Origin of the sequence: Bradyrhizobium sp. HKCCYLS20291 (assembly GCF_051167715.1) — a bacterium.
Taxonomy (GTDB): Bacteria; Pseudomonadota; Alphaproteobacteria; order Rhizobiales; family Xanthobacteraceae; genus Bradyrhizobium.
The window spans coordinates 192,503-214,668 of sequence record NZ_JBNPTO010000012.1 but is presented as its reverse complement, the minus strand read 5'-3'; the positions used below and the strand labels follow the sequence as shown (position 1 = coordinate 214,668).

Sequence of the window (22,166 nt, the reverse complement as noted above, 5' to 3'; positions counted from 1 at the left end):
CGCGTGCCACCGCACCTAAAATTTGCGATTCGCCCACTTCCTGTGCGTTGCACAAAAAGTGGGCGGACCCGCCCGAAGCTGGCAAAGGCTCCCACAAACCGAGCTCTCGTGAGCATGGTCCGGCAAGGCCGGACTGGCCCGCAGCATGTGAGTTCACCTTTGACGAAGTGCTGCTTCGCGCACGGCAGCCGCCATTGGAAGGGCTGGCGATTTCGGCTATCACCCCTCCACCCTGAGATGCGCGCCTCCGATAACGCGACGCGCATCGGGCCAACAAAACCAAGACAAAGACCGCGGAGACGCCTGATGCTCGCCCCGACACCCGCCTCGCCCGAAACCGTCGGCATGTCGAAAGCCGCGCTCGAGCGCATCGATGCGCATCTGAAGCAGCGCTATGTGGATGCCGGCCGCTTTCCAGGCACCCAGCTCATGGTCTACCGCCGCGGCAAGATCGTGCATGCGAGCTCGCTCGGCTATGCCGACGTCGAACGCAAGGTGCCGGTCAGGGACGACACGATCTACCGCATCTATTCGATGACCAAGCCGATCACCTCGGTCGCCTTCATGATGCTGGTCGAGGAAGGCAAGGTCGCGCTCGACGAACCCGTCGCCAAATACATTCCGGAGTGGAAGAATCTCGGCGTGTTCGTCGCCGGCACGGCGCCGGCCTTCCTCAGCCGGCCGCCGACGCGGCCGATGCTGATCATCGACCTGCTGCGCCACACCTCCGGCCTCACCTACGGTTTCCAGCAGCGCTCCAACGTCGATGCCGCCTATCGCGACGCCAAGATCGGTGCTGTGGAGAAGGCGGGCACGCTGCAATCGATGATCGACGATCTGGCGAAGATTCCGCTGGAGTTCTCACCCGGCGAGGCCTGGAACTACTCGGTCTCCACCGACGTCGTCGGCTATCTCGTCGGCAAGATCGCGGACAAGCCGTTCGAGCAGTTTCTGAAGGAGCGCATCTTCGATCCGCTCGGGATGGCCGACACCGACTTCCACGTCCCCGCATCGAAGGCGCACCGGTTCGCCGCGTGCTACTCGGCCGATCCTGCAGGTAGCCTGTCGTTTCATGCGGCCGACCGCAAGGGCGGCCTGACCCTGCAGGATGATCCGGCCACCAGCACCTTCCTCACCCCGCCCCACTTCATCTCCGGCGGCGGCGGCCTGTGCGCGACGACGGCCGACTATCTCACCTTCTGCCGCGCCCTGATCAATGGCGGCGAGCTCGGCGGCGTCCGGCTGCTCGGGCCGAAGACGCTGAAGCTGATGACGTCGAACCATCTGCCCGGCGGCGTCGATCTGCCGGCGCTGTCGCGCTCGATGTTTGCCGAAGCCGCCTACAACGGCATCGGTTTCGGTATCGGCTTCTCGGTGACGATGGATCCGGCGAAGACGCTGATCGCCGGCAGCCCCGGCGAATATGCCTGGGGTGGCGCGGCCTCGACCGCGTTCTGGATCGATCCGACCGAAGAGCTGATCACGATCTTCATGACCCAGGTGCTGCCGTCGAGCGCCTATCCGATCCGGCGCGAGCTGCGCACCATGGTCTATGCCGCGATCAGCGAGAGCAATCTGTAGCAGCGGGAGTGTGGCGCCGAATCCGCTGCCGGAACCGGGAGATCACCGCGCAGCGAGCTTGGCTCGCCGCGGCCGCGTTCCGATGCTGACGACGATGTGAACGGCTGCAACCGCAGAGCCATTGCGAACGCAGCCGCTCCAGCCTGATATCCAATCGCGGCCTGCCCATCGCACCGAGCCCACGTCTCTTTTTCTCGTCCCACCGGCGATCCGAAACGCGACCTCAACGGGGCCTCCTTGCCAAAGCTCTCCCTGCCGGTCCGGCTTGCTCTTCTGGTCGCGGGGACCACGCTTCCGCTCATCCTGTTTGCCAGCGGCATCGTCTTCCACAACTACATGCAGGACCGCAGCGACGCGCGACAGCGGGTGCTGGAGACGGTGCGCAGCATCCGCCTGACGCTCGATGCCGAGATGCAGCGCATGACCGGCGGCGTCCAGGTGCTGGCGCTCACCGATGCCCTGACCAACGGAGACTTCGAGCGCTTCCGGCCGATCGCCATGGGCTTCCTGGAGCAGTACGGCCGGGACGGCACGATCGTGGTGGCCGATCGCAGCGGCCGCCAGTTCTTCTCCTCGGCAAGCACCGACACGGCCCACCTGCCGCTGCGCGGCAACCGCGAGATCACCGAGCGGGTGTTCGAGACCCGGCAGCCGCAATATTCCGACCTGTTCTACGGCGTCGTGAAGAAGAAGCTGATCGTGACCGTCGAGGTGCCGGTGTTTCGCAACGGAGAGGTCATCTACGACATCTCGTTCAGCCCGCCGCTCGAGATGTTTCAGACCCTGTTAGAGAAGCAGCGTCCGAGCGCCGACTGGACCCTGTCGCTGCTCGACCGCAAGGCAACCGTGTTCGCTCGTGTGCCCAATCTCGCCGAGACGTTCGGCAAGCAGGCCTCGACCTCGGTCTATGACCGCATGATGAGCGAGCACGAGGCGACGCTGTCGAGCCTCTCGCTGGAAGGCCAGCCGCTGCTGTCGAGCTTCACCCACTCGACCTTGACTGGCTGGATCATCGGCGCCGGCATCAGCGAGGCCTCGCTGGTCGCACCGCTGTGGCGCAATCTCGCCATCACCAGCCTGATCGGCGGCATCATGCTGGCGATCGGTCTTGCCTTCGCGGTGCGGATGGCGACGACGATCGCACGCGCCGAGATGCTGCATGACCTGCTGATCGAGGAGCTCAACCATCGCGTCAAGAACACGCTGGCGATCCTGCAGGCGATCGCTGTGCAGACCTTCCGCAGCGCCAGCCGTTTCGAGCGCGACAAGTTCGAGGGCCGGCTTGGTGCGCTCGCCGAGGCCCACAATCTCCTCAGCAAGGAGAAATGGCAGGGGTCCGAGCTCGATGACGTGATCGGGCGCGTGCTCAAGCCCTACCGCCTGAACAATCCCGAACGCATCCGCATCACGGGGCCCAAGGTGGCGCTGTCGCCGCGGCTCGCCGTGGTGCTGTCGATGATCGTGCACGAGATTGCGACCAATGCCGCCAAATACGGCGCGCTGTCCAACGACAGCGGAACGGTCGACCTGTCGTGGGAGCTCCTGAGCGAAGCCGACGCAGCGAAGAAGCTGCCGGCGCGGCTGCGGCTGGTATGGCGGGAGACCGGCGGCCCGATCGTCTCGGCGCCGATCCAGCGCGGCTTCGGCTCCCGCCTGATCGAGCGCAGCGCGCGCGATCAACTCGGCGGCGAAGCGACCGTCGACTTCCTGCCGCCCGGCGTCATCTACACCATCACCTTCACGCTCGCCGACTGACCGGGCGCAACAGGGCGCGTCAGCCGAACTTCTGCAGAGCCGGGAAGGTCTCGAGCAGCCAGATGCTGAAGGTGGACACGGCGCCGGTCAGGAAGCCGATGCCGGTGGCGACCATCAGCACGCCCATGGCGCGCTCGACATTCACCAGGTGGCCGCGCATCCGCATGAACAGCGCCGAGAACTGCTCGATCATGAAGGCGGCGACCAAGAACGGAATGCCGAGGCCCGCCGAGTAGATGGCGAGTAGCCAGGCTCCTTCGGCCACCGAGGCCTTGGCCGCAGCGATCGAAAGGATCGCGGCGAGGATCGGCCCGATGCACGGCGTCCAGCCGAACGCGAAGGCGAGCCCCATGACATAGGCGCCCCACAGGCTTACCGGCTTCGGGATCGGCAGGCGGCCCTCGCGCATCAGGATGCCGATCCGGGTCAGACCGAGGAAGTGCAGGCCCATGATGATGATGATGATGCCGGCCAAAATGGACAGCTCGGCCGACCAGGCGCGGAGGTGCTGGCCGATCTCGGAGGCGCTCGCGCCCAGCATCACGAACACCGTAGAGAAGCCGAGCACGAACAGCGCCGCGGACAGCATCACCGCGCGGCGGGACACGGCCGGCGCCTCTTCGCTCTCGATGTGCTCGATCGTCGCACCGGTCAGATAGACGAGATAGGGAGGGACCAGCGGCAGCACGCAGGGGGACAGGAAGCTGACCAGGCCGGCGATGAACGCGGCCGGAATCGATACGTTCTGAATCATGCTATTCCCGCTCGTGGCGCCGCGCCGATCGAGGCGCCGCAGCATGACTGCTTCATGCCGCCGATATCCGGAATACGCAACAGAGGCGCCGAAGTTACGGCCGGGAACCGAACGGCTGCAGCTGACCCGCTCAGGAGACGGCGAGACGTCGCCGCCGCCACACCGGCCTTTTTTGGCGCGGCCGCTGCCGCAAAGGGGGGAGATTGGAAGCGCGAGCTGCGTTGCTCGCTCGTACCGGTCAGCTCATCAAATCACGTTGAAGCTAAATGCACCTTTGTGCGCATAGCGAATTGTGCTATTTGACGACTCGGAGCAGCGGCGGGCGTCGCTGTCCGGGCTGCAGCTTCGGATCACGCAGCTTATCGGGGTTATCAGCTTGCACCATTTCGTCGCACAACGATTTGAGGTCGTCTTCGCTGAGACTGTTGAGCTTCATGCGAAGGTCGAGGATCGCAACCGAGACCATGTGCGCCGATTCGCGATTCCCCGCCGCAACGAGGGCCGCGCGGCATTGCTCCAGAGTTGCCAGCACCGCAAGCATTTGTTCGTCTGAATTGGCCACAGGCGTCGTTCCGTTCTAGCTTCTGACGAAATGGAGCCGAGACAGTCCCGCCCCGCGGATGGCTTCCAGATGCATCATCTCGTTCCTCATAGCGCATGCCCCCATGCGCACCCGACACGCGCGTCGAACATTCCTTCCGCCCATCATCGCGGTCGGCACGCCGACTGTCACCCCATCACCGCACGACCATCTATCGAACACGGCATTTGAAGAGTCGGCGCTACCAAGCGTTCATACAGATAGCATGACCGCCGGCCATCTTCGAATACCATTTCATTGCAGTCGAGGCAAAAACCGTCGATGCTGCGTTCGACTCGCGCTCCGCGTGTCCACGTGCTACTCGGCGTGTTGTGCCGAACTTCTGCAACCGGCGTCCCCTGCTGCAGAGCACACGTGTCGAACGTCAATATCTCGACCAATCCACTGTTCTCGACCAATCCACTGTTTTCGACTGTCCGACTGTTCTCACTCTACCCATGGCAACGTATCGGAGACTTCCGTAGTTCATCGGGACCACTCTAGCAGCCGGAGAGAGCTTGTATGCGCGTTGCGGCGGAACGGGGCGTTCCTCAGAAGGAACGCCAAGAGGTAGCCGGGTCACGTACCGCGGACGTTTCGGCGCAGTCCGGTGACCCGTCCATTGCTCCGAATGCACCCAATAGTGATCAGACGGCCGATACAGGTGCAGTCAACGCATCGCAGTCGCCGGCCGCAAAGCCAGTCGGCCGAGCCGCGCCCGGCCGAGTTGCGCCGGCGAAGGCTGTCGCGGGCAAGCCGACTCTGGCGAGCCTGACCGATTGGGATGCCGCGCGAATCTTTCTGGAAGTCGTGCGCGCCGGCAGCTTCCGCTCCGCTGCCGAGCGTCTCACGCTCTCGATCAACGCCGTACGCCGGCGCATCGATGATTTCGAGCGCCAGATCGGCGCGACGCTGTTCACTCGCGACGTGCACGGTGCCCGCCTGACCGACGAAGGCGCGTTGGTGGTCTCGGCGGTCGAGCGCATGGAAGCCGCTTCGTTCGAGCTGTTGCGTTCGGGCGATGGACTGGCCGGCGCTGCATCAGGCGAGGTTCGAGTCGCCGTGACGGAAGGGCTCGGCACCTTCTGGCTCGCTCCCCGCCTGGTCGAGTTTCAGCAGAGCTTCCCGAACGTGAATGTCGACCTGTATTGCGCGATGCGCTCGGCCGACGTGTCGCGGCACGAGGCCGATGTGGCCATCCATCTGTCGCGGCCGGCCGCGCTCGACGTCAAGCTGGTCCGGCTGGGCCGCATGCACCTGATGTGCTTCGCGAGCGAAAGATATTTGGAGGCGTACGGCATACCAAAGACGATTGACGATCTCGTCAAACATCGCTTGGTTCTGCAGGTCGCCGACGAGGCCGCCGCCAATGAAGCGTTCGCCAGCATCTTCCCCGGTCATGATCAGCGAGACCTGATCGCCATGACCACCAACGTGTCGAGCGCCAATTATTGGGCCGTCGCCCATGGCGCCGGTATCGGGGTATTCCCAACCTATGCGAGTGCGCTGGGCGGGAAGATCGTACCGCTTGAGGTCGACCTCAAGTGGTCCTACGATATCTGGCTATCTTACCATGCCACCACCGGACGCATCCCTAGGGTGCGCCACATGATCGACTGGCTGGTGGAGGCTTTTAACCCTGGCAAATACCCGTGGTTTAAAGACGAATTCATTCATCCACAGCAACTTAAAACAGTATATATGGGTGAACCCCTGACCCATCTATTCGGGGGATTTCCGATGGAAGGACGGTAAAATCAGTATGAATAAATCAGCGGCAAAGAAGATGAAGCAGCGCAGTGCCGGCAAGCCCGACATTGAGCTTGGCAAGCGGATCCGCTTGCGTCGCGTCGAGCAGAAGATCTCGCAGGCAGAGCTCGGCGAAAAGCTCGGTGTGAGCTTCCAGCAGGTGCAGAAGTACGAAAAGGGCGTCAATCGCGTCGGCGCTGCGCGCCTGCAGCAGATCGCGACCGCGCTCGACGTGCCCGTCACGTTCTTCTACGACGGCGACAACAAGGCTCGTGAAGTCGAGAGCCTGCTGTTCCTGGACTCGGCTTTCAGCCTGCGGTTGCTGCGCGCCTATAGCAAGATCAAGGACCAGACGGTGCAACGTCAGCTTGTTGCCCTGATGGAATCGATTGCAGCAAACGAAGAGTAAGGCACGGCCGTCTGATCGGTTCAGACGAGTCTCCTGATGGACGTGGGCCATCATCGCTCGAGGGCGCAACTTGGGGGCGCCAGGCGGCCAGCCAGCTCGGGCGGGGTTCACGGTTCTAGCAGTGCCCGACCTCGCTTTGTCACGTCGGTGGATCGACGCGGCCAGCGTCGGGTCCAACCTCAGCGCCCTGCGGAAGCCGCGCGGCTGCCAATGGTGTTTTCTCTGCCGTCATAGGAAGTGGCGGCATGAAGATGTATGCGCGCCGGTGGCGGAGCCACGGCCCTCACGTTACCGCCTGATCCCATCCCAGAACTGCGATTCGGTTATGCCAGCCGACAGGCGCGTGGCGCCCGGTCATGCGGGATCGTCCGTTGACGCCGCAGCTGCCCCCGTGAACGATGCGGCCACCTGCCCTCCTGCTCCGGGACGACCATGCCGGCCGCTGCCCCCTCTCTCGCCTTCGCCGACGGCAAGATCCTGCTGACCCGTCCGGGCGGCGGCGTCGGCCTCGTGACCTTCAACAATCCGGACAAGCGCAACGCGATGTCGCTGGAGATGTGGGACGGCCTCGGCCAGGCGCTCGTCGCCCTGCGGGACGATGCCGAGATCCGGGTGGTCGTGCTGACCGGCGCCGGCGACAAGGCCTTCGTGTCCGGCGCTGATATCAGCCAGTTCGAGCAGAACCGTCACAACGCGGTGGCCTCGGAGGCCTACGCGCAACGCAGCGCCGCCCAGCGGGCGCTGCTGGCAGACTACCCCAAGCCGACCATCGCCTGCATCCGCGGCTTCTGCCTCGGCGGCGGCCTGCAGATCGCGATGCTGACCGACATCCGCTTCGCCGCGCCCGACTGCCAGTTCGGCATCCCCGCGGCCAGGCTCGGCATCGCCTACGGCTATGACGGGCTGCGCAACCTGGTGTCCCTGGTCGGGCCGTCGCAGGCGCGGCTGCTGCTGTACGCGGGGATGCGGATCGACGCCGCGGAAGCGCTGCGCATTGGCCTCGTCGACCGGATCATGAGCCAGGACGAGCTGCTGCCGGCCACGCTCGACATCGCCCGAACCATCGCCGGCAACGCGCCGCTCGCGGTGCAGGCCGCCAAGATCACGATCGCCGAGGTGCTGAAGGACGAAAGCCGCCGCGACATGGCGGCCATCAAGCAGATCGGCGACGCCTGCATGGACTCCGAAGACTTCCGCGAAGGCCGCCGCGCCTTCATGGAGAAGCGCAAGCCGGCGTTCAAGGGACGCTGACCTCTGGTCTCGCGCTCCGCGGTCGCGTCGATCGTCCTCATGAGAGAGCCCAGACGCTGGCAGCGCATCAGGCGCGGCGCCTCGTCTAGCTCCTGATATCAGCGCGGGGCGCGATCCACTCGAACATGCGGCGGCCGAACAGGCCGCCGGTGCTGACGAACACGGCAGCCGTTCCAAAGTTGAACATGATGATCATCAGGGTCGCGTCGCCCGCGTGAAGGAGCGACAGGGCCGTCGCGGTGATGGCCGCGACCGACAGGCTGCCCATGAGCGTGACCGCCATGGGGCGCAGCGGCGCCACGTACCGCAGCATCACGAGCATGGCGAGAGAGAGCGGCAGGCTCGTCAGCACCAGGGTCGCAAGACAACGGGTCGCCTCGCCAAGACTGACCCCGTCCGGCCCGATCGATATCCATTGCGAGAGGCACTGGTAGCCGACGTTCGAGAGCCAGATCGCAATGGCCGGCGCAGGCAGCAGCAGCCACCACCGCGAGCGGTCCGGCAGACTGACGAGAAATGCCGCGGCGGACGCCAATACGCCGGTGCAGGCGGCCCCGGCCAAACCGGCGGCGAACACGGGGTCAAGCAGCCGCTGCATGAGGTCCGAACGGACCCCCTGACTGACCGCCATGAGCGCCACGACCGTTGCCGCGAGGAGCAACCAGCAGGCCGCGCGCAGCAAGGGAGGCCGCAGGCGTCGCACCGGCTTCATGTTCGCGGCCAGCGAGTCGATGAGATCGGGTGTCGCGATCATGGCTCCCTCCGATCGCCCAGGACCTTGCGCAGATTCTTCACGGCGCGATGCACGTTGACCTTGAGCGCGGTGATCGACATTCCGCTCGCCTGCGAAGCCTCCTTCAACGACATCTCGCTGAGCTTGAGAAGATGGACCGCCTTGCGCTGCATCGGTGGGAGCTCATTGATCGCCTTCTTCAATTCGTGCCGGTCCGGCCCGCCATCCGGCTTCGATTGGGGTCCGGAGACGGTGTCATGCTCGGGCGCCAGCGGCAGCTCGCGGCGGCGTTGGCGCCCTTGCCGGCGCAGCCGATCGATGAACCGCCGCTTCGCGATGGTCACGAGCCACGGGCCGAACGGCCTGGTTGGATCGAACGTGTGCCGGATGGCGTGGACGGTCAGCAGGACATCCTGCACCGCGTCTTCGATATCGCTCGGGTCACGGTGCCGCCGCGCCGCCAATGATCGCAGGTACGGCGTGATGTCCTGAAGCAGGCGCTGATAGGCAGCTCTATCGCCGTCCTGGGCGTGGGCCATCAGGATCGCCCAGTCGGCATCGCGGATGGTGGGGCCGGATATGATGCGCGGAGCGTCACGATCGCCGCCGACGAGCCTGAGTTGCGGCGCGCGGCCGCCTGGATCGCTCATCGACGGCATCCGGCGGAGATGTCCGGGGCGGTCGCGCGCCCGAACGGAATCGCAATCCCGTCCAAGCGCGTCGCAAATCCAGGGATCAGCAAGGCCGACAACACGATCTCCGCTGGCTTCGAGGTGACCTTGCCGACGGCTCGGCGGCAAGCGAGCGGGCGATTTGTCCCGTTCAATGAGATGTTCGCCGGAACGCGGAAAAGGTTACACAGGCGATCTCACCCACCGCTATCCAGCCGGGCGTCAAGGCTTGCGCCCTACCCAGATCATGCCCTTGCCGGAGCCCAAGGTCGGTTTCCCGCGTTACCGTTCGTGCTGGTGATTGGGCAGGTTAGGTTGCTCGACGCAGTGTCGGCATTCGAATACGCCACGTCCGATGGAAGCGAGGAAGATCGCTAGAAGACCAGTGCCTTCAGGCGATCTCCTCGACCGACAAGACCGGCGATGATTGGGGAACAGCGGGCCGGAACGCGGTGAAGAAAAACAGCGGGTTTGGCAGCCAGTACAACCAGCCGACGAACGGCTCACGCGTCCCGTCCGGAAGACGCAGGTCGAGCCAGACGTACAAGAACTTGTAGACGCAAAGCCCGGGGCGCCAGTTCGGTTTCAGCCGCGCCGTCTTCAGGTACCTCCGCGCGATGTAGTAGTTGCCTTCGAACGGTGTGATGCCGAACAGGGCGATCGGGCCCTCCGCGATGACCTCGCCGCTGGCCCTATGCGTGATCCGGACGTGTCGCGACATGCTTCGGCCTCCCTGCAGGACGTGCCGATCCCGTTCGCGGCATCGCACGGAAGGTTACCTGGTTCTCGCTGGAGAAAGCGGCGACGCGAACCGGCCCGATACAACACGTCGAACGCTCGGGATTCTAGAGCGCCTCCAGCACCGCCTTGGTGACGTCGATCGTGCCGGCCCGGCCGCCGAACTCGAAGGGCTTGAGACCGGACGCGTAGACCTTGTCGACCGCCTGCTCGATCCGCTGCGCCGCCTCGGCGGCACCTTCGATGCCGTGGGTGTCGGCGAGCCAATCCAGCATCATCGCGGCCGACAGGATCATCGCGGTCGGGTTGGCCTTGCCCTGCCCCATGATGTCGGGCGCCGTGCCATGGCACGGCTGGAAGACGGCGTGACGGTCGCCGATGTCGGCCGACGGCGCCATGCCCATGCCGCCGACGAGACCCGCGGCGAGATCGGACAGGATGTCGCCGAACATGTTCTCGGTGACCAGCACGTCGAAATCCCAGGGGCGCTTGACCAACATCAGAGCGCAGGCATCGATGTAGAGCCGGTCCGTCGTCACGTTCGGATGCAGCTGAGCGACCTCGTCGAAAATCTTGCGGAAGTAGGCGAAAGCCTTGAACACGTTGGCCTTGTCGACGCAGCCCAAGGTGCCGGGGCGGCCGCGCGCCTTGCGCCGTTCGGCGAGCTTGAAGGAGAAGTTGAAGAGCCGCTCGGAGGTCTTGCGGGTGATGACGAGGGTTTCGCGCGCCTCCTCATGTGTCACGACACCTTTGCCCATCGAGGCGAACAGGCCTTCGGTCGACTCGCGGATGACGACGAAATCGATGCCACGCTCGGCCGCGCCGACGATCGGACTCGGCACGCCCGGGATCAGCCGCGCCGGACGCACACCCGCATAGAGATCGAAATGGAAGCGCAGCTCGATCTGCGGCGCGATCTCGGTGTTGTCGGGATAGCGCACCGAAGGCAGGCCGCAGGCGCCGAGCAGGATCGCATCGGCCTGCTCGCACAGCTTGATCGTGGTATCCGCGATCGAGACGCCGGTGGCGAGATAGTTGTTGGCGCCCGCTTGCGCTTCCGTGAAGCGGAACGACAGGCCCGCCTTGGCCTCCACTTTGCGCAACACTTCAAGTGCCGGCGACATGACCTCAGGGCCGATGCCGTCGCCGGGCAGGACTGCGATGTGGAGGGCGTTGCTGGAGGGCATGTGTTTCGTTCACGATCCGAGGGAGTTACGGCCGTCATTGCGAGGAGCGAAGCGACGAAGCAATCCAGGGTCTCAACCTGGGCCCTGGATTGCTTCGCTCCGCTCGCAATGACGGATATGAGAGCAACGGTTACGGCGTCAGCACCGCGCGTCCGACCAGTTGGCCTTTCTGCAGCTCGCGCAGGGCGTCGTTGGCCTTGGCGAGCGGCATCGGGGTCACCGGGATCGGGGCGATGTTCTTGGTGCGGACGAGGTCGAGCAGTTCCTTGGTCTCGCGGAGATTGCCGACATAGCTGCCCTGGATCGTGACCGCCTTGATCGGAATGAGCGGCAGCGCCCATGGCGCGCCGCCGCCGAACAGGCCGACGATGACGAGCTTGCCGCCCTTGGTCAGACAATCGAAGCCGAGCTGCGCCGTGGCGGGATTGCCGACCAGGTCGATCACGGCGCGGATCGGCTGTCCCGCTGCCTTGTTCAACTGCTCCAGCGCATCCGGGGCCTTGCCGTCGACGGCGGCGAGCGCACCGGCCGCTAACGCAGCCTCGCGCTTGCGCGCATCGATGTCCACCACGATGGCGCCCTTGCCGCCCATCGCCTTGAGGATCGACAGCGCCATCAGCCCAAGGCCGCCGGCGCCGAAGATCACGATCGGGGTGTCGAAATCCTTCTCGACCTTCTTCAGCGCGCTGTAGGTGGTGACGCCGGAGCAGGCGTAAGGCGCGGTCGTTACCGGATCGAGGCCCTTGAGATCGATCAGGTGGCGCGGATGCGGCACGGTCTGGTGGTCGGCATAGCCGCCGTCGCAATAGACGCCGAGCGAGGCCGGCTTCAGGCACATGTTCTCGTCGCCGGCGAGGCACGTCGCGCATTGACCGCAGCCGATCCAGGGATAGACCAGCGCGACGTCGCCGACCTTCAAGCCCCCCTTCTCCGCCTCGGTCACCTCGGGCCCGAACGCAACGATCTCGCCGGCGCTCTCGTGGCCCATGGTCCGCGGCAGCGACACGCCGCGATCCTTCAAGGAGAGCGGCTTGCGGCCATGGCCGAGATCATAGCCGCCTTCCCAGATGTGCAGGTCGCTGTGGCAGACGCCGGCGGCCTTGACCTTGATCAGCACCTGCTTGCCGAACGGCTGCGGCGTCGGCTCGTCGATCTCGGCCAGCGGCGCGTTGAAATCGGTGACCTTGAAGCTCTTCATGTCTCACTCCCGTGGTCCGGTTGGCGGACGGCACATGACGGGCGAGCGGGTGACGGCTGCGCACGGCAACGGTCCCTCGAAACATCCTCCCGGCACGGGCGCGTCCGGCTGGTCCGGACTGTTCTTGCGGGCGCGACATTGGCCGGAAACGTGCGGAGCGGCAAGGCCACGCGCGTCGCTGGCCGTCATGGCTGCCCTGCAGCCTTTTGCCTCAGCGATCGCTGCGTTCGCCGGGGCCAGCGGCGCCGACCTCCTGCAGGACCTCCGCCGTATGCTCTCCTAAACTCGCAGCCCGTGCTCCCGCCGCGACCTTCGCGGCCGACATCCGGAACGGCAGATTGACCACCTTGAACGTCCCCGCGGCATCCGTAACCTCGGCCAACGCGTCGCGGTGGGCGAGCTGCGGATCGGCAAGCGCATCGGCGACACTGCGGTAGGCCGAACTGGGCACCCCGCCTGCGCTCAACGCCGCGACACATTCGGCGGTCGTCAGGCTGGTCGACCATGCCTCGACGCCATCCATCAGCTCCCCCCAGTGACGGCGCCGGTCGGCATAGCGCGCGAAGCGCGGATCCTCGACCCAGTCGGGGCGGCCGATCACGCCCATCAGGTTCTGGAACGTCTTCTCGCTGGCGATCGCGATCATCACGTAGCCGTCGCTTGTTTCAGCCGGACCGAACGGCGGCCGCTGCGGCGGTTCGATCGTGAACTGCGCCCCCTGGATCTCGGTCAGGGTCAGGCTGAGCATCGATTCGAGCATCGAGCAGTCGATGTGCTGGCCCAGGCCGGTGCGCTCGCGCTGATAGAGTGCGGAGGCGATGGCGCCGAACGCATAGGTGCCGGTCACCACGTCGGCATGATAGATGCCGCAATAGTCCGGCCGGCTGCGGCCCGGCTGGTAGGCGAGATGGGCCATCTCATAGCCCGACGCGGCATGGATCACCGGCGCATAGGCCGGCAGTTCCGCCGACGGCCCGGTCTGGCCATAGCCTGAAATCGAGCAATAGATCAGCCGCGGGTTCAAGGCGCGTAGCGAGGCATCGTCGAGCCCGAGCCTAGTCATCACCCCCGGCCGGAAATTCTCGACCAGGATATCGGCCGTCGAGACCAGCCGGCGCACCGCCTCGACGCCATCAGCCGACTTCAGATCGAGCACGACGCTCTTCTTGCCGACGTTGAGCTGACCGAAGGCGGTCGAGCAGCCGCCGCGGACCGGCGGCCGGATGCGCATGGTTTCACCTTCGGCTGACTCGATCTTGATCACCTCCGCCCCCATATCTGCAAGCATGCGGGCACAGTGCGGGCCGGCGATGGTGGTCGAGAAGTCGAGGACGCGGAGCCCCGCGAAGCATCCTGTCAAACGGCTCTCATCGTTTCCAACTAGACTCACCCTTGCAGCTCCCTGGTTTGCACTCTTCTCGCTCCGCAGCCGCCACCTAACAGGGCCGGACGGGCCGCATCATCAGCTGATTCACGAAGCGTAAGCCATCAGCGACGGTGCCCGTCGCTTGTAGATCGAACCATTCGATGTCGAAAGCGTTTGGCCTTTCGCCGCGGTGCGGCAAAAGCTTTCCGTTGATGGCTGAACTTGGACCTTTTCTTGCATAGGACGATCATGGGGCTTGATCGAGGACATCTCTTGAGGGTTCTGTTCGTTACGACCGAAATGGACGATTTCGTCCGGGTGGGCGGACTGGCCGCCGTTTCAGCCGCACTTCCGCGGGCATTGCGCTCCCATACCGACGTCAGGATCATGTTGCCCGGCTATCGGGACGTGGTCGAGCAGCTCACGCACATCGAAATCGTCGGCCACTGCGATCCGCTGGCGGAGATGCCCGGCTGCGCGCTCGGACGCTCGTCGACCCGCGACGGACTGCCGGTCTACGTCCTGCTCTGCGACGAGCTCTATGATCGCGCGGGCAATCCCTACGGCGACGAGAACGGCAACGACTGGCCGGACAACGACATCCGCTTCGGCCGCCTCGCGGCGGCGGCGGCCGAGCTGGCGGCGGGCACGCTGGACAAGACCTGGGCAGCCGACCTCGTCCACGCCAACGACTGGCAGGCGGCGCTGGTGCCCGCCTATCTGGCGTGGCGCGGGGTTGCGGTTCCGTCGATCCTCACCATCCACAACCTCGCTTACCAGGGCCTGTTCCCGCGCGAGTCGCTGCGCCGGATCGGCGCGCCGGAATCCTCCTTCCATATCGACGGGCTGGAGTTCTACGACAAGCTGTCGTTCCTGAAGGGCGGCCTGGTCTACGCCTCGCACCTGACCACGGTCAGCTCGACCTACGCCCAGGAGATCACGACCTCCGAGCTCGGCTGCGGCCTCGAAGGCCTGCTCCGTCAGCGCTCCAACGCGCATGAGCTGACTGGCATCCTCAACGGCATCGACGAGAGCTGGGACCCGCGCTACTGCCAGAAGCTGGCGCAACCCTTCGCGGCCGGCGACTGGGACGGCAAGAAGGCCAATGCCGACTACGTGCGCAAGCAGTTCGGGCTTGCGGTCTCGCGCGGCCCGATGTTCGGGATCGTCGCGCGCCTGGTGCATCAGAAGGGCATCGATCTCGTGCTCGAAGCCGCCGACGAGATCGTCGGGGCCGGCGGCCAGATCGTGGTCACCGGAACCGGCGAGCCCGCGATCGAGCGCGCCTTGATGGAGGCGCACCGCCGCCGCCCGGACGCGATCGGGGTCGCGATCGGCTTCAACGACGCGCAGGCCCGGCGCATCTTCGCCGGCAGCGACTTCACTTTGATGCCGTCGCGCTTCGAGCCGTGCGGCCTCAGCCAGATGTACGCCCAGCGTTTCGGCTCGCTGCCGATCGGCCATCAGACCGGCGGCCTGGCCGAGACCATCACCGACGGCGAGACCGGGTTTCTGTTCGAAAAGCCGTCGGCCGAATCCTTCCTCGGCGGCGTCAAGCGCGCGTTCTCGGCTTTCACGAGGACGGAAACGTTGAACGCGATGCGTCGCTCGGCGATGGCCAGGTCCTTCAGCTGGAACCTGTCGGCGGCCTGCTACAACGCGCTGTATCGAAAGATGCTCACATCTTGATTGAAAGCAAAAAAGCCCGGACATCGCCCGGGCTTTCTCATTCTGACTCCGCGGTCGGCCAGGTCAGGCCGCGCGCACGGCTTCGAGGAAGTTGCCGACCTCGCGCTTGAGCCGGTTGGAATCGCCGGCCAGCGACTTGGCCGATGACAGCACCTCGGCGGAGGCGGAGCCGGTCTGGGCTGCGCCGCGCTGCACGTCGGTGATGTTGGACGAGACCTGCTGGGTGCCGTGAGCCGCCTGCTGCACGTTGCGGGAGATTTCCTGCGTCGCGGCGCCCTGCTCCTCGACCGCGGCCGCGATCGCAGAGGCGATCTCCGCCAGCCGCTCGATGGTCGAGCTGATCGCCTGAATCGCGTTAACCGATTCCTGCGTCGCGGACTGAACGCTCGAAATCTGCTGCGAGATCTCGTCGGTCGCCTTTGCGGTCTGCTCGGCCAGTGCCTTCACCTCGGTGGCCACGACCGCGAAGCCACGTCCGGCATCGCCCGCACGGGCGGCCTCGATGGTGGCGTTCAGCGCCAGCAGGTTGGTCTGTCCGGCGATGCTGCTGATCAGCTCGACGACGTCGCCGATGCGGGCCGCGGCCTGCGACAGATCGGCGACACGGCCGTTAGTCTGACGGACCTGGTCCACGGCGTCGCCCGCCATGCGCGCCGAGGCTTGCACCTGGCGGCTGATCTCTTGCACCGAGGACGACAGCTCCTCCGTTGCAGACGCCACCGACTGGACGTTAGTGGAGGCTTCCTCCGACGCCGCCGCCACCACCGTGCTGAGCTCCTCGGAGCGATTGGCGGTGTTGGTCAGCGTATCGGCGGAATTCTCGAGCCCGGAAGCGGCCGACGACACGGTGTTGACGATGTCGGCGATGGTGGCCTCGAAGTTGCGGGTCAGCGTATCGAGCCGGCGGGCGCGGTCGATCTGCGCCTGCGCGTCGCGCTGCGCGGCCTCGTCGGAGTCCTTCTTGGCGATCAGCGCATCCTTGAAGATCTTGAGCGCACGCGCCATGGCGCCGATCTCGTCCTTGCGGGCCTCGTTCGGAATGTCCGCGCCCAGCTCGCCATTGGCGAGGCGCAGGGTGACGCCGGTCAGTCCGACCAGCGGGCCGATGACGCCGCGCACGACCCCGATGACGACGGCGACCGACACGATGGCAACCATCAGCAGCACACCGAGCGCGATGGACAGGCGCAGCCGCGCTGCGCCGATCGCCTGATCGATCGCCTGATGCGACGATTTCAGCGCCGCGTCGCGCAGCACGATCACATTGTTCAACATCGGGGTGGTCCAGCGGCCCCACTCGTCGGCGGTGACCGGCGACGGCTGACCGTCGCGTGCGGCGGTCACGATCGCGCGGTAACGGCGCTCGCCGTCCCCCATCAAAGTCGAGCGCACATGCTCGAGCGCAGCGGACACCTCCGGGGTGTTGCGCACGCTGCGTGCGGCGAGTTCGATCTGCTGCCAGAGCAAGGTGACCTGGCCGCTCTGCTCCGTCACCTCGGCAAGGCGGGCCGGCGTCCAACCGGTGTTCTGAATGAAGAAGCGCAGCACGGCCGAGCGCGCACCGTTGATCGTGCGCATCGACTGCGACAGCTGCGCCAGCTGGCCCGACGGCAGCAGGTTCTCGACGTCGCCGCCGACCCGCGACAGCTCGATGGCCGTCTCGTCGATGGCGGAGTTCAGCGACTCCGCGGCGCGGCCGAGACCGTCGGTCGTCGTCGCCTGGATGTTCGCCGGGCGCTGCGCGGCCGGAAGCGGCGCAGCGCTGCGCGCGGCGGATCGAACACCGCGCAGCGTCTGCTCGGCGGCGTTGAGACTCGCGGTCGGCAGGCCGGCGATCTGGGCCACGGTCTTGGCCTGCGCCAGCGTCTCGTCCGTCGTCGCAATCGCCTTGTCCAGCTTGGCGACGTCGTCGGCCGATGCGGTCGCTGCAGCACCCAGAAGATTCCACTGGCTACGCTCGAGCGGGATCTGCGCGTTGACCTTCAGCGCCAGCTCGAAGGCATCGAGCACGCGGGCCGCCTGCTCGCGCTTGTGCAAATCGCCCCAGCTGGCCCATGCGAGCACGGCGGCGAACGCCATGGCGAAGAAGCCGGTCAGCAGATTGCCGGCCAGGATCTTCCATTTGAGACTGACCGCTCCGGTCTCCTTCTCGACCGTCCCGTGGTGCAGCATCGCGTGCTCGGACATTGGCAGATCCCAATCAAAGTCGGTTTTGCCGGCCGGTGACATCAGCCCATGGCCGACGGCGCAACTGCGCAATGGCCATTCCGGCGAGATCACCGCAATCCGGATCGCGGCAACGTTGCCGCCGCCTTAATGATTAGGCTCTAACTCCAACTAATCCCTTAAGCCTGACAGCCCATCCGGTATGAAAATGCCACCCGCGGTTGGGCGATGCGCGATGGACGGTGGCCGCCCACCGGCTACTCGGCAGCCAAAGCGGTTGGAGCCGGTGGATCGTGCAGCACGACGCCGGAGAGCGGGTCGAACTCACCCATCCACGGCATCCGCTCCAGCACGGACTGCGTGTGCTGATAGCCCGCGCTCCAGCGCGCGGTGATGCCGCGCTCGGTGAAATCGATGTCCTTGGTATGGCTCTCGCGGTCGAGCTGCGGCGCCAGCAGCCGGACGACGTGCATGCGCGTCTGGCAGCCATAGCTGGCGAGCTCGCGAACCGCAGGATCGTTGCGCGCCGCCTCCGGCAAGCGGGCCGCGAGCTGATTGATGATGTGGCGCAGCCGGTGGGTCTGCTGCTGCCGCGCGATATGGCTGGAGATCCGGCTCGAATACTGCACGTCCTTGTGACGGTTGAACACCTCCGCCATGGTCGTCGGCTCGGGCCCGTGCGGATTCCACAGATGCACCGCGAAGATCAGCGAGTCCTTGCGCGGGTTGTCGTCGAACACGACCTCGGTCGGCGTATTCGACAGGATGCCGCCGTCCCAATACAGCTCGCCATCGATGCGGACGGCGGGAAATGCCGGCGGCAGCGCGCCCGAGGCCAGGATGTGGCGGAGGTCGATCGCGCCGTCGCGGCTGTCGAAATAGTCCATCCGGCTGGTCCGGACATGCGCCGCGCCGACGGTCAGACGCAGTCCGCTCTGGTTGATGCGATCGAAGTCGACCAGGTCCTGCAGCGTCTTGCGCAGCGGCGCGATCGAGTAGTAGCCGGCCTGCTCGGCGCCGAGCGGATAGGAGTCGCCGGCATGCGCCAGGGCGTTGGGGCGGAAGAAATCGGCGACGCCGTGGGTGACAGTGTTCCAATACGAGACCCGCTCATTGAAATCGGGGAACGCCGTGCGCAACGTCCAGCCCGGCCCGCGGTGCATCCGCGCCCAGAACTCCTGCAGCCGGGCCAGCCGTTGCTCCACCGGATTGCCGGCGATCAAGGCGGCGTTGATGGCGCCGATCGACGTTCCGATCACCCAGTCCGGCTCCAGACCGGCCTCGTGCAGCGCCTGGTAGACGCCGGCCTGATAGGATCCGAGCGCGCCGCCGCCCTGCAGCACGAGAACCACCTGCCCGGGAAGCTTGCTGCGATCGATCGTCGTACGCATCGTGTCGTTGACCTCGGCCATGTCTCCCTCCTCTGGTGACGTGTCTTGTTCGCTTTGCTCAGCCTTGTCGTTACTTCAACCGGTGATCAATGCGCGGTCCAGCCGCCGTCGACCGGCAGGGCGACGCCGGTGATCGACGCAGCTGCGTCGCCGGCGAGAAACACGGTCAGCGCGCCGATCTCCTCGACCGTCGCGAAGCGCTTGTTGGGCTGTTGCGCCAGCAGCACGTCGCGGATGACCTGATCCCGGGAGATGCCGTGCGCCCTCGCCTGCCCATCGATCTGCGCTTCGACCAGCGGCGTGTAGACGTAGCCTGGGCAGATCGCATTGCAGGTAATGCCGCTTTCGGCTGCCTCCAGCGCCGCCACCTTGGTGAGTCCGACGATGCCATGCTTGGCGGCAACATAGGCCGATTTGAACGGCGAAGCGACCAGGCCGTGCGCCGAGGCGACGTTGATGATGCGGCCGAAGCCGTGCCGGCGCATGGCCTTCAGCGCCAGCCGCGTGGTGTGGAAGGCCGACGAGAGATTGATCGCGACGATCGCGTCCCACTTCTCGACGGGAAACTCCTCCAGCGGCGCGACATGCTGGATACCGGCGTTGTTGACCAGGATGTCGATGCGCCCGAACTCCCGCAGCGTCTCCGCCATCATGCGTTCGATGGCTGCCGGCTGCATCATGTCGGCTGCTGCGTAGCCGGTACGGACACCGAACTCCGCGGCGATTCCGGCCCGAATTCGCTCGATCTCGTCGGGGGCTCCGAAGCCGTTCAGCGCGACCTGCGCCCCGGCCGCAGCGAGCGACCGCGCGATGCCGAGGCCGATGCCGCTGGTCGAGCCGGTGATCACCGCCACCTTGCCGGACAGTGAACGTAACATCGGCTCGGCTTTCATCGTATCTCCCGCCATGGCGTGTCCTTCCTCGTCAAATCAGCTTGGTGAGGACAATCTGCCGGGCCGACGCGCCGGACGGAAATGCCGTTTGGCTCGCCACACGATAGGGTCTCGCTATCGCGATCGCTGGTGCCAAGCGTGGCCCATTGGGATATTGCAGACGGGACGTCGGCCCGGTCGAACGGAGCGCTTCCATGGAAATGCATCAGGTTCGGTATTTTCTTGCCGTTGCCCGTCTCTTGCACTTCACGCGCGCGGCCGAGGAATGCAACGTGACGCAGCCATCGCTGACGCGCGCGATCAAACAGCTGGAGGCCGAGCTCGGCGGCGACCTGTTCCGGCGTGAGCGGCCGGCTGCGCAACTGACCGAGCTCGGCCAGCGCATGCATCCCCTGCTCAAGCAGTGCTACGAGGCTGCCGCCGGCGCCCGAACGCTTGCATCCTCGTTCAAGAGCGGCGAAGTCGGCACGCTCAGGATCGCGCTCGCCGACTCGGTCGATCTCGCAATCCTGTTGCCGCTGCTCGACCAGCTGCAGCGTCAGTTCAACAAGCTCGAGCTGAAGTTTCTGCGCGGCACCAGCCACATGGTGGCAGAACATCTGAAGAGCGGCGAGGCGGAGCTCGGCATCGCCTCGGAGATCGACGAGAGCTGGGATCGACTCGATGTCTGGCCGCTCTTCACCGAGGAATTTGCGCTCGCTGTCAGCAACGGCCATCGGCTCGCGGCTCAGGAGACGATCACGATCGACGAACTGGGCGGTGACGCGTTGCTGTGCCGCGGCTATTGCGAACACGCCGAGAGGCTACGCGCGCTGCTGCGTGAGCGCGGTGTCGATCTCGGCCGCAATCACGAAGTCCATTCCGAACGCGACCTGATTGCGCTGATGGAGGCCGGTGTCGGCATCGCCGTCGTGCCGCAAACCACTGCGCTGCCTGCGAGCCTGCATCGGACTGCGGTCGAGGGGCTGGATATCAGGCGGACCGTGCAGCTCTACGGCGTGGCCGGGCGGGAGCGCACGGCGGTGGCGTCCACCGTGATGCGCATGCTGCGCGGCAAGAACTGGCAGGAATGGCTCGGTCAGCTGCCCTGAGCTGCCTGGCGAAGCGCTTCGACCAGATCGTCGATCTCCATGCGCTTGCGGAAATCGGGATCGACGAACCGCGCCTTCACCAGCCCGTCGCGCCCCACGACGAAGGCTGCCGGGATCGGCAGGATCCAGCCGTCATTGCCGTGGAAGCTCGCCATGTCCTGATGCGCCAGCAGCTGCTGGATCTCGCGACCGAGCCAGATCGCGAGATTGAGTGACAGCGCATAGCCGTTGTCGAGATCCGTCAGCACCGGAAAGCCGGCGCCGGCCTCCGACTTGAATCGCTGCGTGAACGCCTGCAGCTCCGGCATGATCGCGACGACAGCACCACCCGCCGCCTCGATGCGCGGCTGCGCGTTGATCACCGCGCGAACGTTCAGCCGGCAATAGGGACACCAATGGCCGCGGAAGAACATCACCGCGACCGGGCCATTGGCGAGGCACCCCTGCAGGCTGACCAGCCGGCCGCCCTCATCGGGCAGGACGAAGGGCGGCATCGGCTCGCCCGGCCGCGGCGCATTCTCGCCGCCGCCATTCTCGTCGAGCCGCGCCACCAGGCGATCGACTGCGGCGGCATAGGCCGGGAAGATGTCGCGTCCCGCCGCGGCATAGGCTTCGAGCTGCTGGCGCAACGTACCCTGCATCTCCCGGCAGCGCTGGAACGACTGCCTGAGCCGCTCGGCATCTTCGGGTGAAAGCACTGTCATGATCTGCTCCGGCACGTCAGGACCTCAGCATGATAGTTTCCCGGGCAAGCCACCCACAAGGGCGCACCGTCCACCGGTCGCATGGCCGGCAGGAATTTTCTGTCGGGCGTTCGCATTACAAGCGCGCCTGGGCCTGCTTGAGAAATGCCGTTGTCCAATCGCGAAGATAGCGCGCGCCTATCGATAGCTAAGGCCTATCACCTCCAGAGGAAGGACGCATTTCCGTTATGGCCTCCGTACGCCGATGGTTGCGCATCGCG

19 protein-coding genes are annotated in these 22,166 nt (G+C 65.7%); 7 read left to right on the top strand and 12 right to left on the bottom strand.

The window, feature by feature from the left end; all coding sequences use genetic code 11:
• Positions 1 to 306 precede the first annotated feature (306 nt).
• Positions 307 to 1,581, top strand: a complete 1,275-nt coding sequence (locus ACQR07_RS24960; protein WP_434904765.1) for a serine hydrolase domain-containing protein — start codon at positions 307 to 309, stop codon at positions 1,579 to 1,581.
• A gap of 237 nt (positions 1,582 to 1,818) precedes the next feature.
• Positions 1,819 to 3,336, top strand: a complete 1,518-nt coding sequence (locus ACQR07_RS24955) for a sensor histidine kinase (RefSeq protein ID WP_434904764.1) — start codon at positions 1,819 to 1,821, stop codon at positions 3,334 to 3,336.
• Positions 3,337 to 3,355: 19 nt separating this feature from the next.
• Here ACQR07_RS24955 and ACQR07_RS24950 read toward each other — a convergent pair whose 3' ends face one another.
• Positions 3,356 to 4,090: a cytochrome c biogenesis CcdA family protein gene (locus tag ACQR07_RS24950; protein ID WP_434904763.1), complete on the bottom strand. Its 735-nt coding sequence runs from the start codon at positions 4,088 to 4,090 to the stop codon at positions 3,356 to 3,358.
• Between the two features lie 295 nt (positions 4,091 to 4,385).
• Positions 4,386 to 4,631, bottom strand: coding sequence for a hypothetical protein (locus tag ACQR07_RS24945; protein WP_434868448.1), 246 nt, complete (start codon positions 4,629 to 4,631; stop codon positions 4,386 to 4,388).
• Between the two features lie 561 nt (positions 4,632 to 5,192).
• Here ACQR07_RS24945 and ACQR07_RS24940 point away from each other — a divergent pair.
• From ACQR07_RS24940 to ACQR07_RS24930, 3 genes are all read left to right on the top strand, one after another.
• On the top strand, positions 5,193 to 6,425 hold the full coding sequence (locus ACQR07_RS24940) for a LysR family transcriptional regulator (RefSeq protein ID WP_434904762.1): 1,233 nt from the start codon (positions 5,193 to 5,195) through the stop codon (positions 6,423 to 6,425).
• A gap of 7 nt (positions 6,426 to 6,432) precedes the next feature.
• Entirely contained in the window at positions 6,433 to 6,828 is a 396-nt protein-coding gene (locus tag ACQR07_RS24935) for a helix-turn-helix domain-containing protein (RefSeq protein ID WP_012042961.1), read from the top strand.
• Between the two features lie 432 nt (positions 6,829 to 7,260).
• The gene (locus tag ACQR07_RS24930; protein ID WP_434904761.1) at positions 7,261 to 8,079 is read left to right on the top strand and encodes an enoyl-CoA hydratase; all 819 of its coding nucleotides are present in this window, start codon (positions 7,261 to 7,263) and stop codon (positions 8,077 to 8,079) included.
• Positions 8,080 to 8,164: 85 nt separating this feature from the next.
• On the opposite strand, the gene ACQR07_RS24925 is transcribed toward ACQR07_RS24930, so the two are convergent.
• The 6 genes from ACQR07_RS24925 to ACQR07_RS24900 all read right to left on the bottom strand — a co-directional run bounded on the left by ACQR07_RS24925 (position 8,165) and on the right by ACQR07_RS24900 (position 13,996).
• Entirely contained in the window at positions 8,165 to 8,833 is a 669-nt protein-coding gene (locus ACQR07_RS24925) for an NrsF family protein (protein ID WP_434868186.1), read from the bottom strand.
• Positions 8,830 to 9,462, bottom strand: a complete 633-nt coding sequence (locus ACQR07_RS24920; protein ID WP_434904760.1) for a sigma-70 family RNA polymerase sigma factor — start codon at positions 9,460 to 9,462, stop codon at positions 8,830 to 8,832. Before ACQR07_RS24920 ends, ACQR07_RS24925 begins: the two co-directional genes overlap by 4 nt.
• Positions 9,463 to 9,874: 412 nt before the next feature.
• A complete protein-coding gene (locus ACQR07_RS24915) occupies positions 9,875 to 10,204 on the bottom strand; it encodes a hypothetical protein (RefSeq protein ID WP_434904759.1) in 330 nt (109 codons plus the stop codon).
• Between the two features lie 124 nt (positions 10,205 to 10,328).
• Positions 10,329 to 11,408, bottom strand: a complete 1,080-nt coding sequence (locus ACQR07_RS24910) for an isocitrate/isopropylmalate dehydrogenase family protein (RefSeq protein ID WP_434904758.1) — start codon at positions 11,406 to 11,408, stop codon at positions 10,329 to 10,331.
• Between the two features lie 130 nt (positions 11,409 to 11,538).
• The gene (locus ACQR07_RS24905) at positions 11,539 to 12,606 is read right to left on the bottom strand and encodes an alcohol dehydrogenase (RefSeq protein ID WP_434904757.1); all 1,068 of its coding nucleotides are present in this window, start codon (positions 12,604 to 12,606) and stop codon (positions 11,539 to 11,541) included.
• Between the two features lie 211 nt (positions 12,607 to 12,817).
• Complete coding sequence (locus ACQR07_RS24900; RefSeq protein ID WP_434904756.1) at positions 12,818 to 13,996, bottom strand: CaiB/BaiF CoA transferase family protein; 1,179 nt, start codon at positions 13,994 to 13,996, stop codon at positions 12,818 to 12,820.
• Positions 13,997 to 14,245: 249 nt separating this feature from the next.
• Here ACQR07_RS24900 and glgA point away from each other — a divergent pair, with 249 nt between their 5' ends.
• Positions 14,246 to 15,661 carry a glycogen synthase GlgA gene (gene glgA / locus ACQR07_RS24895; RefSeq protein ID WP_434904755.1) on the top strand — a complete coding sequence of 472 codons (1,416 nt, stop codon included), beginning with the start codon at positions 14,246 to 14,248 and terminating at the stop codon, positions 15,659 to 15,661.
• 63 nt (positions 15,662 to 15,724) lie between these two features.
• Here the strand turns inward: glgA and ACQR07_RS24890 are convergent, their stop codons facing one another.
• From ACQR07_RS24890 to ACQR07_RS24880, 3 genes are all read right to left on the bottom strand, one after another.
• Complete coding sequence (locus tag ACQR07_RS24890; protein WP_434904754.1) at positions 15,725 to 17,848, bottom strand: methyl-accepting chemotaxis protein; 2,124 nt, start codon at positions 17,846 to 17,848, stop codon at positions 15,725 to 15,727.
• 236 nt (positions 17,849 to 18,084) lie between these two features.
• A complete protein-coding gene (locus ACQR07_RS24885) occupies positions 18,085 to 19,239 on the bottom strand; it encodes a DUF3734 domain-containing protein (RefSeq protein WP_434904753.1) in 1,155 nt (384 codons plus the stop codon).
• A 65-nt stretch (positions 19,240 to 19,304) separates the two neighbouring features.
• Positions 19,305 to 20,111, bottom strand: coding sequence for a 3-hydroxybutyrate dehydrogenase (locus ACQR07_RS24880; RefSeq protein WP_434904752.1), 807 nt, complete (start codon positions 20,109 to 20,111; stop codon positions 19,305 to 19,307).
• Between the two features lie 194 nt (positions 20,112 to 20,305).
• Here ACQR07_RS24880 and ACQR07_RS24875 point away from each other — a divergent pair, with 194 nt between their 5' ends.
• The gene (locus ACQR07_RS24875) at positions 20,306 to 21,202 is read left to right on the top strand and encodes a LysR family transcriptional regulator (protein WP_434904751.1); all 897 of its coding nucleotides are present in this window, start codon (positions 20,306 to 20,308) and stop codon (positions 21,200 to 21,202) included.
• Here ACQR07_RS24875 and ACQR07_RS24870 read toward each other — a convergent pair.
• Complete coding sequence (locus ACQR07_RS24870; protein ID WP_434904750.1) at positions 21,190 to 21,906, bottom strand: peroxiredoxin-like family protein; 717 nt, start codon at positions 21,904 to 21,906, stop codon at positions 21,190 to 21,192. The two genes, ACQR07_RS24875 and ACQR07_RS24870, sit on opposite strands and share 13 nt — an antisense overlap.
• Between the last annotated feature and the right edge of the window lie 260 nt (positions 21,907 to 22,166).

Bases quoted from the DNA above. Each gene is read 5' to 3' on its own strand.
- ACQR07_RS24905 (WP_434904757.1), bottom strand. From the start codon at position 12,606: ATGAAGAGCTTCAAGGTCACCGATTTCAACGCGCCGCTGGCCGAGATC.
- ACQR07_RS24915 (WP_434904759.1), bottom strand. From the start codon at position 10,204: ATGTCGCGACACGTCCGGATCACGCATAGGGCCAGCGGCGAGGTCATC.
- ACQR07_RS24940 (WP_434904762.1), top strand. From the start codon at position 5,193: ATGCGCGTTGCGGCGGAACGGGGCGTTCCTCAGAAGGAACGCCAAGAG.
- ACQR07_RS24870 (WP_434904750.1), bottom strand. From the start codon at position 21,906: ATGACAGTGCTTTCACCCGAAGATGCCGAGCGGCTCAGGCAGTCGTTC.
- ACQR07_RS24880 (WP_434904752.1), bottom strand. From the start codon at position 20,111: ATGAAAGCCGAGCCGATGTTACGTTCACTGTCCGGCAAGGTGGCGGTG.
- ACQR07_RS24910 (WP_434904758.1), bottom strand. From the start codon at position 11,408: ATGCCCTCCAGCAACGCCCTCCACATCGCAGTCCTGCCCGGCGACGGC.
- ACQR07_RS24950 (WP_434904763.1), bottom strand. From the start codon at position 4,090: ATGATTCAGAACGTATCGATTCCGGCCGCGTTCATCGCCGGCCTGGTC.
- ACQR07_RS24920 (WP_434904760.1), bottom strand. From the start codon at position 9,462: ATGAGCGATCCAGGCGGCCGCGCGCCGCAACTCAGGCTCGTCGGCGGC.
- ACQR07_RS24885 (WP_434904753.1), bottom strand. From the start codon at position 19,239: ATGGCCGAGGTCAACGACACGATGCGTACGACGATCGATCGCAGCAAG.
- ACQR07_RS24935 (WP_012042961.1), top strand. From the start codon at position 6,433: ATGAATAAATCAGCGGCAAAGAAGATGAAGCAGCGCAGTGCCGGCAAG.
- ACQR07_RS24925 (WP_434868186.1), bottom strand. From the start codon at position 8,833: ATGATCGCGACACCCGATCTCATCGACTCGCTGGCCGCGAACATGAAG.
- ACQR07_RS24960 (WP_434904765.1), top strand. From the start codon at position 307: ATGCTCGCCCCGACACCCGCCTCGCCCGAAACCGTCGGCATGTCGAAA.
- ACQR07_RS24890 (WP_434904754.1), bottom strand. From the start codon at position 17,848: ATGTCCGAGCACGCGATGCTGCACCACGGGACGGTCGAGAAGGAGACC.
- ACQR07_RS24930 (WP_434904761.1), top strand. From the start codon at position 7,261: ATGCCGGCCGCTGCCCCCTCTCTCGCCTTCGCCGACGGCAAGATCCTG.
- ACQR07_RS24945 (WP_434868448.1), bottom strand. From the start codon at position 4,631: ATGCTTGCGGTGCTGGCAACTCTGGAGCAATGCCGCGCGGCCCTCGTT.
- ACQR07_RS24875 (WP_434904751.1), top strand. From the start codon at position 20,306: ATGGAAATGCATCAGGTTCGGTATTTTCTTGCCGTTGCCCGTCTCTTG.